Origin of the sequence: Bradyrhizobium murdochi (assembly GCF_000472965.1) — a bacterium.
Taxonomy (GTDB): Bacteria; Pseudomonadota; Alphaproteobacteria; order Rhizobiales; family Xanthobacteraceae; genus Bradyrhizobium; species Bradyrhizobium murdochi.
This window is the reverse complement of the sequence record NZ_AXAU01000021.1, coordinates 115,416-131,758: the sequence shown is the minus strand read 5'-3', so window position 1 is coordinate 131,758 and position 16,343 is coordinate 115,416. Positions and strand designations below refer to the sequence as shown.

General features: G+C 59.2%; 19 protein-coding genes. 4 read left to right on the top strand and 15 right to left on the bottom strand.

Annotated features, from left to right (window positions below; genetic code table 11):
• Positions 1-12: 12 nt before the first annotated feature.
• The gene (locus YUO_RS42235) at positions 13-477 is read left to right on the top strand and encodes an integrase core domain-containing protein (protein ID WP_430649571.1); all 465 of its coding nucleotides are present in this window, start codon (positions 13-15) and stop codon (positions 475-477) included.
• A gap of 40 nt (positions 478-517) precedes the next feature.
• Here the strand turns inward: YUO_RS42235 and YUO_RS0130325 are convergent, their stop codons facing one another.
• Complete coding sequence (locus YUO_RS0130325) at positions 518-733, bottom strand: hypothetical protein (RefSeq protein WP_028350617.1); 216 nt, start codon at positions 731-733, stop codon at positions 518-520.
• Between the two features lie 508 nt (positions 734-1,241).
• Here YUO_RS0130325 and YUO_RS0130320 point away from each other — a divergent pair.
• Positions 1,242-1,796 (top strand): peroxiredoxin, encoded by a 555-nt coding sequence (locus YUO_RS0130320; RefSeq protein ID WP_028350616.1) that lies wholly within the window; start codon positions 1,242-1,244, stop codon positions 1,794-1,796.
• Positions 1,797-1,802: 6 nt separating this feature from the next.
• The gene (ahpD, locus tag YUO_RS0130315; RefSeq protein ID WP_028350615.1) at positions 1,803-2,348 is read left to right on the top strand and encodes an alkylhydroperoxidase, AhpD family; all 546 of its coding nucleotides are present in this window, start codon (positions 1,803-1,805) and stop codon (positions 2,346-2,348) included.
• Positions 2,349-2,553: 205 nt separating this feature from the next.
• On the opposite strand, the gene YUO_RS0130310 is transcribed toward ahpD, so the two are convergent.
• Genes YUO_RS0130310 through YUO_RS0130295 form a run of 4 tightly spaced genes read right to left on the bottom strand, consistent with a single transcriptional unit; the run spans position 2,554 to position 5,484 of the window.
• Positions 2,554-4,089: an E2 ligase fold family C protein gene (locus tag YUO_RS0130310; protein ID WP_028350614.1), complete on the bottom strand. Its 1,536-nt coding sequence runs from the start codon at positions 4,087-4,089 to the stop codon at positions 2,554-2,556.
• A 3-nt stretch (positions 4,090-4,092) separates the two neighbouring features.
• On the bottom strand, positions 4,093-4,581 hold the full coding sequence (locus YUO_RS45275; protein ID WP_083754774.1) for a Mov34/MPN/PAD-1 family protein: 489 nt from the start codon (positions 4,579-4,581) through the stop codon (positions 4,093-4,095).
• A complete protein-coding gene (locus YUO_RS0130300; RefSeq protein WP_028350612.1) occupies positions 4,578-5,201 on the bottom strand; it encodes a putative metal-binding protein in 624 nt (207 codons plus the stop codon). Before YUO_RS0130300 ends, YUO_RS45275 begins: the two co-directional genes overlap by 4 nt.
• Positions 5,194-5,484 carry a DUF2604 domain-containing protein gene (locus tag YUO_RS0130295; RefSeq protein ID WP_028350611.1) on the bottom strand — a complete coding sequence of 97 codons (291 nt, stop codon included), beginning with the start codon at positions 5,482-5,484 and terminating at the stop codon, positions 5,194-5,196. Before YUO_RS0130295 ends, YUO_RS0130300 begins: the two co-directional genes overlap by 8 nt.
• A gap of 551 nt (positions 5,485-6,035) precedes the next feature.
• On the opposite strand from YUO_RS0130295, the gene YUO_RS48070 reads away from it, so the two are divergent.
• Positions 6,036-6,131, top strand: a complete 96-nt coding sequence (locus tag YUO_RS48070) for a type II toxin-antitoxin system RelE/ParE family toxin (RefSeq protein ID WP_235782874.1) — start codon at positions 6,036-6,038, stop codon at positions 6,129-6,131.
• 691 nt (positions 6,132-6,822) lie between these two features.
• Here YUO_RS48070 and YUO_RS0130290 read toward each other — a convergent pair.
• The 10 genes from YUO_RS0130290 to nifH form a co-directional block, all read right to left on the bottom strand.
• On the bottom strand, positions 6,823-7,581 hold the full coding sequence (locus tag YUO_RS0130290) for a glucose 1-dehydrogenase (protein ID WP_028350610.1): 759 nt from the start codon (positions 7,579-7,581) through the stop codon (positions 6,823-6,825).
• 714 nt (positions 7,582-8,295) lie between these two features.
• Entirely contained in the window at positions 8,296-8,592 is a 297-nt protein-coding gene (locus YUO_RS0130285) for a ferredoxin family protein (protein ID WP_028350609.1), read from the bottom strand.
• A 32-nt stretch (positions 8,593-8,624) separates the two neighbouring features.
• Positions 8,625-9,932: an FAD-dependent oxidoreductase gene (locus YUO_RS0130280; RefSeq protein ID WP_028350608.1), complete on the bottom strand. Its 1,308-nt coding sequence runs from the start codon at positions 9,930-9,932 to the stop codon at positions 8,625-8,627.
• An 11-nt stretch (positions 9,933-9,943) separates the two neighbouring features.
• Positions 9,944-11,053 carry an electron transfer flavoprotein subunit alpha/FixB family protein gene (locus tag YUO_RS0130275; RefSeq protein WP_028350607.1) on the bottom strand — a complete coding sequence of 370 codons (1,110 nt, stop codon included), beginning with the start codon at positions 11,051-11,053 and terminating at the stop codon, positions 9,944-9,946.
• 15 nt (positions 11,054-11,068) lie between these two features.
• A complete protein-coding gene (locus YUO_RS44055) occupies positions 11,069-11,620 on the bottom strand; it encodes an adenine nucleotide alpha hydrolase family protein (RefSeq protein WP_051379721.1) in 552 nt (183 codons plus the stop codon).
• A gap of 469 nt (positions 11,621-12,089) precedes the next feature.
• Positions 12,090-12,431 carry a nitrogenase stabilizing/protective protein NifW gene (gene nifW, locus YUO_RS0130260; protein ID WP_028350606.1) on the bottom strand — a complete coding sequence of 114 codons (342 nt, stop codon included), beginning with the start codon at positions 12,429-12,431 and terminating at the stop codon, positions 12,090-12,092.
• 199 nt (positions 12,432-12,630) lie between these two features.
• Positions 12,631-13,818, bottom strand: a complete 1,188-nt coding sequence (gene nifV / locus YUO_RS0130255) for a homocitrate synthase (RefSeq protein WP_028350605.1) — start codon at positions 13,816-13,818, stop codon at positions 12,631-12,633.
• 173 nt (positions 13,819-13,991) lie between these two features.
• The gene (locus tag YUO_RS0130250; protein WP_198028119.1) at positions 13,992-14,438 is read right to left on the bottom strand and encodes a Fur family transcriptional regulator; all 447 of its coding nucleotides are present in this window, start codon (positions 14,436-14,438) and stop codon (positions 13,992-13,994) included.
• A 79-nt stretch (positions 14,439-14,517) separates the two neighbouring features.
• On the bottom strand, positions 14,518-15,234 hold the full coding sequence (locus YUO_RS0130245; RefSeq protein WP_198028118.1) for a nitrogen fixation protein NifQ: 717 nt from the start codon (positions 15,232-15,234) through the stop codon (positions 14,518-14,520).
• A 129-nt stretch (positions 15,235-15,363) separates the two neighbouring features.
• Positions 15,364-16,248: a nitrogenase iron protein gene (gene nifH, locus YUO_RS0130240; RefSeq protein WP_028350602.1), complete on the bottom strand. Its 885-nt coding sequence runs from the start codon at positions 16,246-16,248 to the stop codon at positions 15,364-15,366.
• Positions 16,249-16,343 lie beyond the last annotated feature (95 nt).

Sequence of the window (16,343 nt, the reverse complement as noted above, 5' to 3'; positions counted from 1 at the left end):
GTCACGCCCTACATCATCTGCCTGATCGATAGCTGCTCGCGCCTGGCCTGGGCCGAGGTGCTGACCTCCAAGAAGGCGCTTCCGGTGATGTTCAAGACGCTGAAGATGATCAATACTCTCAACGTCACTTACGGACTGATCTTCGCCGAGATTCTGTCCGACAACGGGGCCGAGTTCGCCTCCCGCAACACCCCTCAGGAGCATCCCTTCGAGGCCATGCTGCTCGAACTCGGCATCAAGCATCGCTACACCAGNCCCTACCGGCCGCAAACCAATGGCAAGGTCGAGCGCTTCTGGCGAACCCTCGANGAGGACGTCATCGAGGGCGCAACCTTCGACAATCTCGACCATTTCGCCAAAGAGCTGTTCGAGTACCTGATCTACTACAATAACCACAGGCCTCATCAGGCCCTTGCAGGGCTGACCCCGAAGGCCTTTGCAGCCACCAAGACCACCGCGATCCAATCAGCGAATTAGTGAACATCGACAGCAATGATGAAGAGAGAGCGCAGCCGCGCTACGGCCGCATGAACATGAAATCCGTCGCTGGATCGCAATTATCGGCGACGAAGCGCAGCTCCGACTGAACGTCGTCGACCGGCCGGCTCTCGAGATATTTCGCGACCAAACAACTAAGCAGCGCGCGGCAAACGCTGTCGGTCCCAAGACCCGCGCCCTCCGCCTCCGCAATGGCGGCGGAAAAATGACGTGTCGCGATTTCAGTTGCTGACATCCGTGCCTCCCAATTCTTCCAGATCACTCCTTATGCCTAAAAGCGTCTACGCTGCCTTTGATCCTGATCAACGAATCTGGCTTGAGCTCGCTCGGCTACTATCCCCGATCCATCGGCATCGATCAAAGGTCAGTCCCAGCTCCCGCTCCACCTCACATCAGCGGTCCTCGCGCGCGTCGTGATGGCGACCAGTGGCTTGGCGGAACATTGCCGCGCGCGCTGAGTTCATCTTATCAAGCGCATTCTTTTGGCATTATAACACACCCAAACAGTTGACTTGGGCTAATCGTTCAAAGGCGCGCAACCGGTCGAGCACGGCAACATACTCAGTCATTGAAGCAGGACGGCAGGACCATTCAATGGAAACCATGATGTTGAGTTGCCTCCACGGCGAGCGTCCGATTGTTGCATTTCCGCCAGTTGAATCGCGATATCATCTGGCATATCGCTTGCTTCGCCTGATGCCGGAATCATCGGTTTCCGCGCGAAGCAATCTTGTGAGGACAATATGCTTGGAATTGGAAGTAAGCTGCCGTCGTTCGAAATCACAGGCGTCAAGCCCGGTTTTCACCAGCACGAGGAGAACGGGCAGAGCGCGTTCGAGACGCTGACGGAGAACAGCTTCCCTGGGAAATGGAAAGTCATCTTCTTCTACCCCAAGGATTTCACCTTCGTCTGCCCAACGGAGATCGCGGAGTTTGCCCGGCTATCGAAGGATTTTGCCGACCGCGATGCGGTCGTGCTAGGCGGTTCGACCGACAACGAGTTCTGCAAGCTCGCTTGGCGGCGCTCGCACAAGGACCTGCAACATCTGCCAATCTGGCAGTTTGCCGACACTAAGGGCGGGCTGGTCGATGGCCTCGATGTGCGTTCGCCCGACGGCGTCGCCTATCGCTACACATTCGTCGTCGACCCCGAAAATACGATCCAGCACGTCTACGCGACCAATCTAAATGTCGGCCGCAGCCCGAAGGACACGCTGCGCGTTCTGGACGCGCTACAGACCGACGAGCTCTGCGCCTGTAACCGCGAGATCGGCGGCGAAACATTGAAAGTTGCTTGAGGCATCATGTTGATTGAACAACTAAAGGACCAGATTCCCGATTTCGCCAAGGACGTCAAACTCAACTTGGCATCGATGATGTCGGATGAGACGCTATCACCGCAGAGCAAATACGGGCTGTTGCTCGCCACCGCGATCGCGGCGCGCAATCCCGTGGTGATCGCCGCAATGGAATCTGCCGCGGCCGTCGTGATGACGCCGGCCGCGGTCGCGGCGGCGAAATCCGCAGCCTCCGTGATGGCAATGAACAACGTCTACTACCGCTTCGTTCACCTCGCCTCCAATCCGGAATACAAGACGATGCCGGCGCGGCTGCGCATGAACGTGATTAGTAATCCCGGCGTGGACAACGCCGATTTCGAGCTGTGGTCGCTGGCGGTAAGCGCCATAAACGGCTGCGGTGCCTGCATGGACGCCCATGAGAAGGCGTTACGGGAAGCCGGCGTCAGCTCGGCGGCCATCCAAACCGCGGTCCGCTTTGCCGCGATCGTGCAGTCGGTTGCGGTTGCGAGCGAGGCGGCCGGCATGGGCGTGACCCAGGCGGTGGTGTGATCCTCCGCGCTCTCTGCCGAGGGTGTTCTGGAATCCAAATGCGGTTGATAATCCAACAACTTCAGGCGCATTCGGAAAAAAGCGCCCCCTCAGCAATTTCAATAGCTTGGCAGCCCTCTCCAAACGAAAATAGCCCGTCCGGCTGGAGCGCACGTTCGCGGCGTCTACCGTGAGGCGAGGCCTTCCAATAATGATCAGATCGAAGTTAAGGAGCTCTGCAGTTTCGGTACTTTCGTCGGTATGCAGCTAAGAAGTCTTCGTCCGCGCAAATGCACCGTCCTGACGTATCTTTTGCCTTGGGATCGTGAAGATGCGAGGCGAGTGGACGAAGCAGGTTAATCCGTGTGCTTGTGGTCCGCAGGTTCAGTAGCCCGGAAGCGTGCTTCACGAGATCCGCCGCCAACATTATGCCAGCGAGAGCCGACTGAAACGACATCGGCACAACAGCTCTCACAGGCTGCGCTCCGTCCGTCAGGCGCATGACAATCCCCCCGCAGATTGCCCGCTGGTGAAATGATCGGACGGACTGGCCGACAGACTCTTTAAGGGCTTCGGACGGAATGTTGAACGCCTTGGCGACACGTTCGACGAAACCTACATCCACCGGCCTGTTCGTCTGAAGGAGATCCCGGATCTCCTGTTGGGCCTCCGGCATCTTCAGCTCCTCAGCAATCTTCTCGTCTTCGTCCTTTATCTTCCCGTGAGGCAAGTAAAGGCAGGCCAGACATGCCCGGCCGTCATCAAATCCATGACGCGACACTCCGAGATCAAGCTCTTGTGTCCAGGCGTTTACGATCCATTTCGGCAACGCCCCCTGCACGGCAATTCGGTCCGGAGCGTTGTCCAATGCGACAGCGACTCTTTCGAACATCCAATCGTTCCGGTCGCTCACATAGACGTCCCATTTGGCACAATGAGCCGACACTTCCAGCGCGGTGTCCGCAAGCGCGGAAAGCGCCAGATCCACTTTTGGTGAACCAACATCACATTGGCCGGCCAGCACGTAGCGCTGTAGATTCGAAAGATCGACCTCCTCATCGTCCACCAAACGGAGCGATCCCTTAAGGCTTGCCGTGCGAGCCAAAGCCCAAATCGCGCCATTGCCGATCGCGCCGAGCCCGACAAGGTGAGTCTCGCCGATATCCGTTCCTTCCAAACCCGGACCGGAGTCAGGGGTACCTTGGGCGTAGGTCAGCATTGACAGGTCGATAAGTTCGTCGGCGTCGCCCTGCTCAAGCTGGTCGGCAAATACCGTCCGAAAGACGTTGGCTGCCGCGAAGCATGACGCAGCTCCCGCGCCAAAGGGATTCATCGAGTTTCCGGAGCCAACCAGACCGCGGCTTGAAAGTTTGGCTCTCCATCCTTCCGAGCCGATGAAGAAGGTCGGACACTTGATGCACGACGGAATGCTTCCAACGACCACGGAAACCGTGACGGCCTTGCTGGTCTTGGCGAGTTCAATCTCAGGATTTATGGACTTCGCCAGGAACTCCAGGATTGGAACATGATCCTTCGCCTTTGCATCGAGAGGCCGCAGCGCGATCGTCGGATAAAGACGAGACAACAGCCTGATCATCATATCCAGGCTAGCCCTGCCTTCTGGCGACTGCACAGCTGCGCCGTCGAAAGACACTCCGATCACTTGCGCGGCAAGCCTGTCCTCGAACGCCGACATCTTGAAATTGGTCAGCACCCGCGAGGCTGCCGACGCCGCGCGGTCCATGAAGTTGGCCATGGCCATCGTTCAATCCTTGATTAAAATCATCCGCGTAACCTGGCCAACCGACAAGGGGCGCCACACGCCAGCACCGTCAAGCCGGTACGATGCGAGGTTCCTAAGATCGAAGGGCACTCGCGCGAAGTCCGGCACGACCAAAGACAAGCACCCCACCGTCGTGGCGATCGCGTACTCGTCGTCTGTGCTGGAATGATAGGCTCGCCCGGGATGACTGTGTATCTGGGCTATGAGCGCAAGCTTCTCCCGGTACAGCCATACATTTATGCGATGCAGCTCTTCAGGTCCTGTTACGACGCACACCCCGTCGGCAGTACGTATGTGGCGCTGGGCAGGAATGAGCGTCCTATGGACCTGAAAATGGTGCCCCGTCTGACGGCCGACCCAAAGGCCCAGACCTTCATGCCCTTCAAGCCCCACTTTCCGCAAATGGGCATGTAATTCGTCCACGCAGTTACGCGGTACCGAGAGGACCGTAACGTCCGCGATCTGATTCATTCCGGTACAGCCAGTAATGAGGGCAGCACGTTCAGCTCCGGAACCTGGACCTCCATCGGCACCTGCACCTGCACCTGGTAACGATCGATCGGTGATACCCCGTAGTACCAGACCTTTTCGAGGATAAAAGGCAAGGATCCTTCGCCAGAGCTTCGATGCAGCAGCCATGAATCACCCGTGTGAGCGGGATTGTCGTGATATTCGCGGACGCCAGGCAGGCAGACAAACGGCTGATCCTCGGGACTATTCCATTGGATCATCCGCGGAACCGCGCCCTGCTGCAGCATGGTTGCGAATTCCTGCAGGCTCAATCCGCTGGGCCGACGCAGCATCTGAATCAACAGCGACTTGGCTGGTATCGGCTCGCGCGTGAAAGGATCCACGAACCTGACGGAGGGCGGCCGCAGATCGTAATCCGTAAAATTCAGCACGATGGCAGCGACGATCGGAGGCGGTCTCGGCTTAGTCGCCGCGAAAACCACGAAGATTTCTGGAAACGCTGCGTCAAGCAGGATCCAGCCCCTCTTGCGATAGGCTGATTCCATGCTCCGATAGTTGGCAAGCTCCCGCTCGAACTTTACGCGCGAGACCTCGGGATCGACAGTTTGGAGATCAGCCACCGGCCACGCCAGCCTTGAGACTGAGGAATAGCGTCACTTCCTCGCCAAATCCAAACTCCCCTACTTTCTTGTTCTGATCCAACAGTTCGCCCGCTTCGTTCTTGATCTCCCAATTCTCGGGCGGCTGACCCAGGTTCTTGGTGTCCTCGAGCGCCTTCTGGCAGACCACATGCAGCGGCTGCTGCTCTACCGCCTTAATCACGACAGGCTGACCGTTTACGACCATCGTGATTTTGACGAAATCCGCGCCGTGATCACTTCCCGGCTTCTTCTCATTCTTCATTTTTTGGTCCTTTTGTGTGTGGGCGGCGCTTGGAATCGATGCTACCGATTGTATGCAGGGACGACGTGTTAAAAAAGCGAGCATGCCACAAGACGCATTCGGGAAGTCTTCATTTGGCGCGTGCTTACGCAGTTTTCAGGCTTTGGCGCTCTTTCGTCCACATCTCCGACCCGTTGCGGCTTGAGCCGCGCAGACCAGCGGCCCGCGAGTAAGCAGCATCCGGAACACGTCGCCACACTGGCGCGCATGTGGCTCAAGCTCGACAACCGATGTCTCGTGCCCTTCAACGGCTTAATACGCCGCGAACCGAACCTGAGACGAAGAAGAAGGATGTCGTCTGGTTCGCGCTAAAGGAGGATCGGCCGCCCTGTGCCTGCGCTGGCATCGGGACCGAGTTCAGGGGCGACCGCGGCACCAAATCCAAGCCGGTCCCAATGGCAGAAGGAAGACCCAAATTCTCAAAGCCGTTAACGATGTAATTAAGGACAAGCGCAATCCACACAAGGGCTCGGCAAACCGGAGCCCCTTAAGCATGATTTGAAGGGTGATGGTTGCGGCGCATTACCGGAGAGCACCGACTCGTTTACCGCCCCAAAAGGGCGGGACCCAGCAACTCGACACTCGCTCAATGTCGATACCACTACTGAGCTGCTGATTCACAATCCCGCCTTCTGAGACCTATTCGGAGGCATGCTCAAGCCGGAGTACGTTCCCTGCCCCCGACCCCGAGGGTCCGCTGATGAAATGCTTGCCTATGACCAATAAAGCGACATGTACATCTGCCCAGGCTGGGCCGCGATGTTGTCCGAACATGCCTCCCGCAAAATTCCAGTGTTCGATTCTGCGCCTTGACCGGCTCAGGCTGCGAGGTCCAGCTGGTGCTCACGACGAGTTGCTCCTGGCTGGCGCGCCCAGAACCTACGCAAGATCGCAAAGTTGTTCCCGCTGCCTACGCTGCAGTGCTGCAGTCCACCTAAGCACACCAGGACCCAGAGCGACCATTGCTCTGTACCCTCCACAAAGCGCTGGTTCGTCGATTTGACGCGCCGTTCTCGTTAATCAATCGCCTTTTTGGTCGAACATCGGCCTGCTCCAGCGCAGGCAGAACCTGATCTACTCGCCGCATCACCGAGTGCAGCGAGTCGCTAAAACAGCTCCGTTCTGCTCCAGCTGCAAGCATTCTTCGCGCATCGAGGCTGCCCGCGGGCTGCGCTGGCGCCAAACTGCGGCTCTCCGGAGAAGTTATCGTTGGCGATACCACCTTTGAAGATCCCGAGAGCTGAGACGACGAAACCGCGCCGTCTTGTTGTCCTGGCGTGGACGATCAGTTGGTGCTCATCAAAAGATATACTCGGGAGCCAGCCATTTGTGTGGGACGCCGGTCGTCAGACCGCCATCGATGACGATCTCGGAACCGGTAAGATAACTGGACTCGTCGCTGAGCAGGAACAAGACTGCCTGCGACACTTCCTGCGGCCGGCCTGCCCGTCCCAGTGGAATGGGGAAAATGGAGGGATCGAAGCTCTCGGTCATCGGCGTGGTGATGAAGCCGGGGTGGATCGAGTTGACGCGGACGCCCGAGGCCGCGGCCTCCAGCGCAGCAGACTTGGTTATGCCCCGCACGCCGAACTTGGAAGCGACATAGGCATGAAGCCCGGCAGTGCCCCGCAGCCCCTCGACGGACGAGACGTTGACGATCGAACCTCCGCCTACGCGCCGGATTGCCGGCAGGGCCGCCTGCATTCCAAGGAACGCTCCTGTTAAATTGACGGCAATAACCTTGTTCCACTGATCGAGCGGGAACTGCTCGATCGGGGCCATGCTGGCGATACCGGCATTGTTAACCAGCCCATGCAGCGCGCCGAAGCTGCTCTCGGCGGTCGCGACCGCCCTAGCCCACTCATCCGGCTGGGTGACGTCCTGACGCACATAGATGGCGGAAGTGCCCAGTTCGGCCGCGAGAGCCTCTCCTTCTGTATGAAGAATATCAGTGATTACGACCTTGGCGCCTTCAGCTACAAGCAGGCGCGCATGAGCTGCACCCATCCCACGAGCTCCGCCGGTTACCAGAATGACCTTTTCGTTCACACGTCCCATGACATGTTCCTTGCTTCGCTCCGTTGATCAGTGGCTGTGCAGCGGGGCGATCAGCTCGAGCCCATCTTTCTCGCGTAGACCCACACTGCAGGCGTTAACGATCTCGTCGCCCGAAACTAGACGCGCCTTGTCATTCCAAGAACTCATGATGGTACTTCATCAGTCCTTCGCCGATTTAGCCGGATGCCTGCTCTAGCGAAATGGAGGCAGCAGTTCGTAGGTGCAAGTGGAATTTTCCTCGAACATGCGCCCCGCCGCGCATGACCTAGTCATCCTTGGCCATGGGCATAGCTGCTGTCGCCGAACTGCCTCATCTTCTCGGATGGACCACATTCTCGCCCGAAAGTCCCGCCCTCCTAGATGAGATAGGCTGCTGCCGCCATCGGCGCCGGCTCCCACCAAACAGGCGTTCGCGGAGCCGCTGCTGCGTTTGATCAGACTTTGATGAGTCGAGAGCAACGCACATGAGGTTCTCCGGCGTGCAGCGGCGGGAAGATCGATATCTTTCTAATCAGCGCGCCAACGATGGCGCGCAGAAAAGCTAGGAAATCTGATTGCAAGGCACAGCTCCCGCGACTGCTCCGTGCGCCGGGCACGTCACCAGCTACTGCCAACGATACTGTCTCTCCGCACAAGAAGGGCGGCGCCGAGACATGGATCTGCAGTGAGATCGTCTCTATAAAGGGCGATCACATTACGCCTGCCGTGCAGCTCTCATCCGAACTTGAACAACACACCGTATCCGCCACGCGGATAGCTCCATTCGATGTCGCCGGTGGGCTCGCCGATAACGCGGCAGGTGCCGCACTCGATGCAGCCGTCGACGGTGACCTCGACCTGCCCCTTATCGTTGAGCTCATAGCAGCGCGCCGGGCAGACCTTTAAAAGTGCAAGCAGCTGCGGGGACGGCTTCGTGTGTGCGCGCACTTTGATGTGGGGACGACCGACGTCGACGAGATAGCGGTTGTAGAACAGCTTGTCCTCGACGCGCACTGATGTCTCGACATTCATATTTCAGCTTCCTTGGCTTCGATTTTTGCTGGTTAGCGCCAGGCACGGGCGATGCGGAATGCATCGCCAAATAGACCGGTCCACGACCGCGCGTTGACAAAGGACTTCAATGTCCCCTTCTCTTTCTCAGCCTTGGGCGTACCGTCGACGCGTACATAGTTCTGCATCGCCCTGGAGACGAGCTGCGGATAGGTGAGAAATAAGTTTTGCGAGTTGGTATGCATCAGCATCGGCATATCCTTGTGCTTCTTGAGATCCTTAATCACGAAAGAGTCATCCAGCATCTTCTTGTAGACTGACAGATTTGCCGCGGTCATTGGATGGCTGCGCGATTTCACCTGGACAATCGCTTCCGCCGCGATGCGGCCCGAAGTCATCGCGAGGTTAGAGCCCTCGCGATGAATGGCATTGTTGAGCTGCGCCGCATCGCCCACCACCACCCAGCCATCGCCATAGAGCTGCGGGATCGCCTTGTAGCCGCCTTCAGGAATGAGGTGCGCGGAGTATTCCTTGACCTCCGAGCCCTCGATCAGGGGCGCCACGGATGGGTGACGCTTGAAACAGTCGAGCAGCCCATATGGGGTCTCTCCGGTGCGCTGAAAGTCGGCGACGATACAGCCGATGCCGATCGAGATGCACTCCTTATTGGCATAGATGAAGCCCATTCCGGTCATGCCACGGGAAATGGTGCCGGCCGCTTCGACAACGACGCCTTCGTCGCCCTTGAGATTGAAATGGGCCTCGATGGTCTCGCGTGGCAAAAAGTGCATTTCTTTAACCGCGAGTGCCACCTTATCGGGTTTTGGCCGCTCGCGCAGGCGTGCACGCGTGCCGAGAAGGCCATTTACACCTTCGGCCAGCACCACGACATCTGCATGGATTTCGCCGTCGCAGCGATCCGTATGAACACCGATGACTTTCCCATGGGCGTCCCGCGCGAGCTCAGTGACGGTAGTCTCGCACAGCACGGTCGCTCCGGCCTCACGCACTTTCGACGATAACCATTTGTCGAACTGCGCGCGGATGATCGTGTACCGGTTCGGCCGCTCCTCGTTGAAGTCTTCGGAGCGGTAGTGCACACCAAAATGGGAGCGATCGTCCATTAGCCAGAACCGTTGCTCGACGAGATGACGTTCGAGCGGCGCGTCATCGCGGAAGTCCGGGATCAGCTTTTCGAGCATGTCGGCATAGAGAATTGCACCCTGAACATTCTTCGAGCCGGCATATTCACCGCGCTCCAGCTGCAGCACCTTCATGCCGCGTTTAGCCATGGTCAGCGCCGCCGCGTTGCCCGACATGCCGGCGCCGACCACGATTGCATCGAACTTCTCCTCGATCACAACAACCTCCTCTAGCTCGCGATCCGGTCGCGCGAATGCGGCGAAAGCCGTGCACGAAATGCGGCCGTCAGCGCCGGTAACAAGTGCATAGCGTCGTTGACGACGCCGATATGGGCAAAGTCAAAGATTGGCGCGTTCTTATCGGTATTGATGGCGACGATGAGATCGGCGCCCTCCACGCCGACCCGATGCTGGATCGCGCCAGAAATGCCCGCGGCGATATAGAGCTTTGGCCGGATGGTCTTGCCCGTCTGGCCGATCTGCCGGTCGGAGGTGACCCAGCCCTTTTGTACCAGCGGACGCGAACAGCCATATTCGGCTCCAAGCACGGCGGCGAGCTGTCGTACCAGCTGGAAACTCTCCGGCGAGCCCAACCCAAGCCCGCCGGCGACGACGACGTCGGCATAGGCGAGATTGGATTTGGCCGAATCACGGTCGGGCACAAAGGACAGTACTTTTGTGACGATGTCTTCTTCGAGCAGGCGGAGCGGATGGACGATAATGCGGGCGGCATCGCGCGCGACACGCTCTGGCATCGGCATCACGCGCGGGCGGACAGTTGCCATCTGCGGACGGTAATTCAACGTGTAGATCGTGCAAAGCAGCGATCCTCCAAAGGTCGGACGCGTGGCGGCAAGCGAACCATCCGCGTCAACGTCGAGCTCGGTGCAGTCTGCAGTGAGACCCGTCAGTAGTGTGGTAGCTACCGAGCCTGCAAGATCGCGACCGAGCGTGGTGGCGCCTAACAGCAGGATCTCTGGCTTGTAGGTGTTGACGAGATCGGTCAGCGCCTTGGTGTAGGACTCGTTTCGATATTCCGACAGCACATTCTCACTCACGAGATAGGCTAGGTCCGCGCCGTAGCAGAAGGATTCGACCGCGGCGTTGCGCGTGGTCGCAGTCTCCGGGCCGATCACGACCGCGGCGAGATCAACCTTCAGCTTGTCGGCAAGCTTGCGGCCTGCACCCATGAGTTCCCAGGAGACGGGATGCACCTGGCCTCGCTCCTGCTCGACGAAGACCCAGATGTGCTTGTAGGCCTTAAAGTGCTCGGGCAATTCTTTTTTTATTCCTGCGCGGCCGCTCGCGGCCGGCGTGGGAGCTTTGGTGACGTTGCTCATAGCTTTGAATTCCCCTCAGAACCTGCGCGCCTGCGCCACAAGATCGGTCTCTAGCTTGGGTTGGCCCTTCAAGATAGCTTTCATCAGCACCTCCATCGGCTGCTTGGGGTCTTCCACCAGCCCCACCTTCTCGGCACGTAGCGACGGCGCAAAGGCCCGCTTGACGATGGTCGGCGAGCCGAGCACGACGCATTTCGAGACTCCTCGACGCCGGCCTCCTGCGCCCTCCATTTTACGACCGGCCCCAGCGCCGCACGCAGGGGCGTCCCTCGTCACGGCGCGGCAAATCTGGCTGGTTGCTTCCGCCATGGTTGACCCGCAGCTTTGTGCGCAACATCTGCACGCCGCGTTCGGCGCGGCGCCGGCGCGGCGCTCCGCGTCGACCGTGGTGAGCGCGGTGATCTCGCCGCCAAACTTGTCACGCAAATTGGTGCGCGGCGTCGAGCGCGAACTAGGCATAGCGGTTGATGATGCTTGGCCCCCTGACGCCACGATGGTGTTGGTCAGGGGATTGACGCGAACCTGCGCGGAATCGGAAACCTGCTTGGTGCAAACGATACTGTGCATGCCTTCTCCAGAGTAGTGTGGAACGCGAGTTACCCATTGGCGGTCATCTCCCGGTCAATCCCAGCCTCAATGGCGTCAAGGGCAACTTCGAACGGCATTAACGCGAGCGTGAGCCATAAGAGGATGCCGGCGCGAGCAGCGAGCAGTAACGGCAACATTATTGGTCTTGCTCCAAATCTCATGTCGGACGGCAACAATTCTGTGTAGTCGGCGCCAATGACCGACTTGGCCGGAGAACAGCAAGTGTCGTACCAGTTGGGGACATCAAAATTTGACGTCCATTCAACGACTTGAGAAAGTCGATAAAGACTGGCCGTTAGCATCGCCGACCATACAATTCCGACATACGTCGCAAATGCGACAGCGCCGCTTCGCGCATTGCTGTACAGAGTTGATCTGGATGAAGAGGAATATGGCACAACGCGCTGCACCGACATGGCTTGGGGCAGATCTGAACTGATGTGTGAGGCTATTTCAGCGAGCTCAACGGCACGAAGGCCGCCGGTTTCTTGGGCTCCGCGACCGCATCCTTCAAGACCTTGAACACCCGCTGGTCGATCGGCGAGGACGCCACGAAGTCGGCATAAGCCTGCTCCAGCACCGCCTTGCACCGCGCCGTTACCTCGGCCTCCGCGCTATCTTCGAATACTTCCTTGGCGAGATATTGTCCCATGCGCTTTAAGATATGCAGGCGCGCGACATTGACGATCTTGGGGTCGTAATCGACGTCAAGCAGCGCAAAAAAGTCTTCGGCCGAGGAGGCCTTGTTGAGTCGATCCAGGATGCCAACTGCCGCCTGTGTGTTGCTCATCGCATTATCTCCTTTGGGTTATGTCGCCGGCCTGTGGTCGGGACCCGAAACCGGCTGGTCATCTCCTTGCGACGCTGCTTCGCGCAGGCGGCGCTGCATATGGCCTCCAGGCCTATGTCGTCGTGGATCAGCGAGGGCTTCCGTGGCACGCCGGCGGTTTCGAAGTGATCGGCTGTAATAATGCCGGACCATGGCCGCCTCACGCACCATTGATCAACAAGCGCTCGCAGACGTCGCGCCAGATCGCCACCACCGTCTCGCACGCGACCGGTCGCTTGTGCTCCATGGCATGTTTCCGCACCCGCAACAGGATCTGTCTTGCCTCCTCGGCGCTGGCGGCGAGCTCCAATTCGTCAAGCAACGTGGTGATCGACGACAGCCCGGAATGCTTGCCGATCACAATACGGTTGGAGCGACCAAGCAAATGGGGGTCGAGCGACTGATAAGTGCGTTGATCTTTCATTAAGCCATGGACATGAATGCCGGATTCGTGGGTGAACACATGCTCACCCACGATCGCCTTGTTCAGGGGAATCGTGCGTGCAGCCGCGGCTGCCACAACGGCCGCGACGTTCTGCAGCTCCGGCAGCACGATCCCGGTGTCGCGCCCGTAGAGCTGTTTGAGAGCGACCGCGACTTCTTCCAGCGGTGCATTGCCCGCCCGCTCGCCGAGACCGATGACAGTCACCGAGGCATGGCTCGCGCCGCCCTTGATGGCGGCGAGCGTATTGGCGGTCGCGAGCCCGAGATCGTCATGGCCGTGAAATTCGAGCTCGAGATCGCTGGTCGCACGCAAACGAGCGATCAGCTCAAAGGTGGAGTCGGGGTCAAGCACGCTGAGCGTATCGGCAATGCGAAAGCGCCGTGCGCCCGCGGCTTTTGCGGTGGCGATCAGCGTGGTGAGGAAATCGACATCTGCGCGGGAGGAGTCCTCGCCGCCGACGGCAACCTCAACCCCCCGCTCGCGGGCATAACTTACCACCCGTCTCACTTGCTCCAGCGCCAGCTCGCGCTCACCGCCAAGCTTGGCAGCAATCTGCACGTCAGAGGCCGGGATGGAGACATTGACCATCGACACCTTGGCCTCGATTGCCGCATCGACGTCGACTTCACGCATCCGGCACCAGCCAATGCTGGTGATCGGGAGACCGGTCTCGACCACGGCTCGGATAGCCGCGATTTCCTCACTGCCCATGGCAGGCGTGCCTACTTCGATCTCGGTGACACCGGCGCGCGCCAGCGCCTGCGCGATCGTCACCTTTTCGTCGGTGGTGAAGGCAACGCCAGGAGCCTGTTCGCCGTCGCGCAGCGTCGTGTCGTTGAGCACGATTGGACTTCCCCATGACGTCTTGGACCATGACCGTTTGGCAGAGGTGGCGGCGATCATGGAAGGTTCCTTGTTCCTGGCAAAGCAAGGCTTGAGCAACCCGCATGCCACGCCGGCACCCGGCTCCAAGCAATTGAACAAGCGCGAGTTTTTCGGCACAACCGGATTGTCGCAAACGGGACAGCATTGCAAAGTCAAGGCGTCGGCTTACCTCACCACGCACTGGGATGGCATCAACTCCGCTTGCGGCTCAGATGGATGATCAGATCGACGCAGGAGACTTCGTGGCCTGGCAGCGGCTCCGGCAACTTCACAAGCAGGGGATCCGCATCGGGGACATCGAGCAGCATATCCTCGGAGTGTAGATAATAATGCGGATGCGGTGTGGTGTTGGTGTCGTATAACGCTCGCGACCCATCAAGACAGAACCGGCGCAACAGGCCGGCTTGCGTGAACTGGTTCAAAGTGTTGTAGACGGTAGACCATGGGACCGAAAACCCGGTCTCGCGCGCCTCGGCAAATAGTATCTCTGCGCTGACATGCCGGGCGCCACTGGCAAACAACAGCTCGCTTAGGATCAGGCGCTGGCGCGTCGGTCGCACCCCGGCCTTGAGTAACACATTCTTCAAGCCGCCGACGGCGGGACATTGCCCGCTGAGTTGGACGAAGGCCGGCTCCAACTGCACCTCCTCGAGGCTCGCACGATCCCCGGCGTCGCTCGTCGGAAGTCTGGCCAACGGCCGATCCATCCGATGTCGCTCACATCGGCCAGGTGCCGGCCGCGACCGGGACAGCCGCCTGCAGCAGAACGTCGCGCCGACGCTCGGCTATCCGGCTCTCGCCGCTTTCATCGTCAAAGCAAAGGTTGAAGTCGTTGCATTGCGTGCACACCGGCGTCGTACACATGACAAGGCCGTCGTCCTCGCACAGCGTGCGATAGAAGAAGCGCTTCCAGCGCATATTATTGGTATTGCGCGCGGCCAGTGGCGCGAAATGGCGGCCTAGCAGCCGAGATAGTTCGCCACGACCGCGCAATCCGAGATCTTCCCACAAGTGATTTGGCTCGATTGCGCGACGCGCGATCATCGCAGCTAGCCAGTTGCCGATGTCCCCTTCGGTCGAGCGTTGTGCGAGCAGGAGATCACGCAACATTGCCGCCTCGTCGCTCTCACTGCGCTTGACGCGCAAGGGCAACTCCTCGCGGCTTATCCGGATCGACGGGAAGTATTGCTCCAGCACCGCGGCCAGCTCATGGCTGGACAGACCGACCTTCTCCGACACCAGACCACCATCCATCGTGGCGGCCGCCAGAATGGACGCCAGCACATGGCGATCGAAATTGCTGTCACTGTTTATGTCAGCATCTGCGGGGTCCACCCCAGTGAGCAGGCGGTAGGTCGCAATTCCCCTATGCCGCTCATCGTTCGCTTCAGTCGCTCTGGCGGCCATAAGCGGAAAGAATTGCGCTTCGGACATGGATTGCTGACCTTTCCACAGTGATCACGTATGCTCCGCTGCGTCGTGATGCTGGTCACGACATCTTACGCCGGAGCGCCGACCTCCTAATGAGCATTTGGGAAGGCCGGCCTCTCTCGGTCTGTCCTATTACTCGGCTGCGAGTTCGGCTGCGGTCTTGCCGATGATGGCCTCGTCAACCGGCTTCATGATGCCGTGTTCCATCAGCATGTCCTCGAGCTCATCCATGGAGATCGGGGTCGGGATGATGCCCTTGCCGCCATTGTTGTGGATCTTGGTCGCAAGATTGCGATAGTGATCGGCCTGCTGGGATTCCGGCGCATACTCCAGCACGGTCATGCGGCGGAGCTCCGCATGCTGCACGACGTTGTCGCGCGGCACGAAATAGATCAGCTGGGTGCCGAGCTTCTTGGCCAGCGCCTCCGCCAGTTCCAGTTCCTTGTCGGTCTGCCGCTCGTTGCAGATAAGGCCACCGAGCCGCACGCCGCCAGAGTTGGCATATTTCAGAATGCCCTTGGAGATGTTGTTGGCGGCATACATTGCCATCATCTCACCAGACATAACGATGTAGATCTCCTGCGCCTTGTTCTCGCGGATCGGCATCGCAAAACCGCCGCAGACGACGTCGCCGAGCACATCGTAGGAGACGTAGTCGATGTTCTCATAGGCGCCGTTCTCTTCCAGGAAGTTGATCGAGGTGATGACGCCGCGGCCGGCGCAGCCGACGCCCGGCTCTGGACCACCCGACTCTACACAGCGGATGTCCTGATAGCCGATCTTCATCACATCCTCGATTTCCAGGTCCTCGACGCTGCCGGCATTCGCCGCCAGGCTCAAAATCGTGTCCTGCGCCTTGGCGTGCAGGATCAGGCGAGTCGAGTCCGCCTTCGGATCGCAGCCAACGATCAGTATCTTGTGGCCCATCTCGGCCAGCGCCGCCAGCGTGTTTTGTGAGGTGGTCGACTTGCCGATGCCGCCCTTGCCGTAGAACGCGATTTGTCTCAGTGAAGCCATGTTGCTCTCCATCAACCAATTTGCCAAAGATTGCGCGCTGGCTCGCGCGCGAGCTTGTTTCTCTCTCAGAAACGAGGCACACGGGTTCAAGGGAA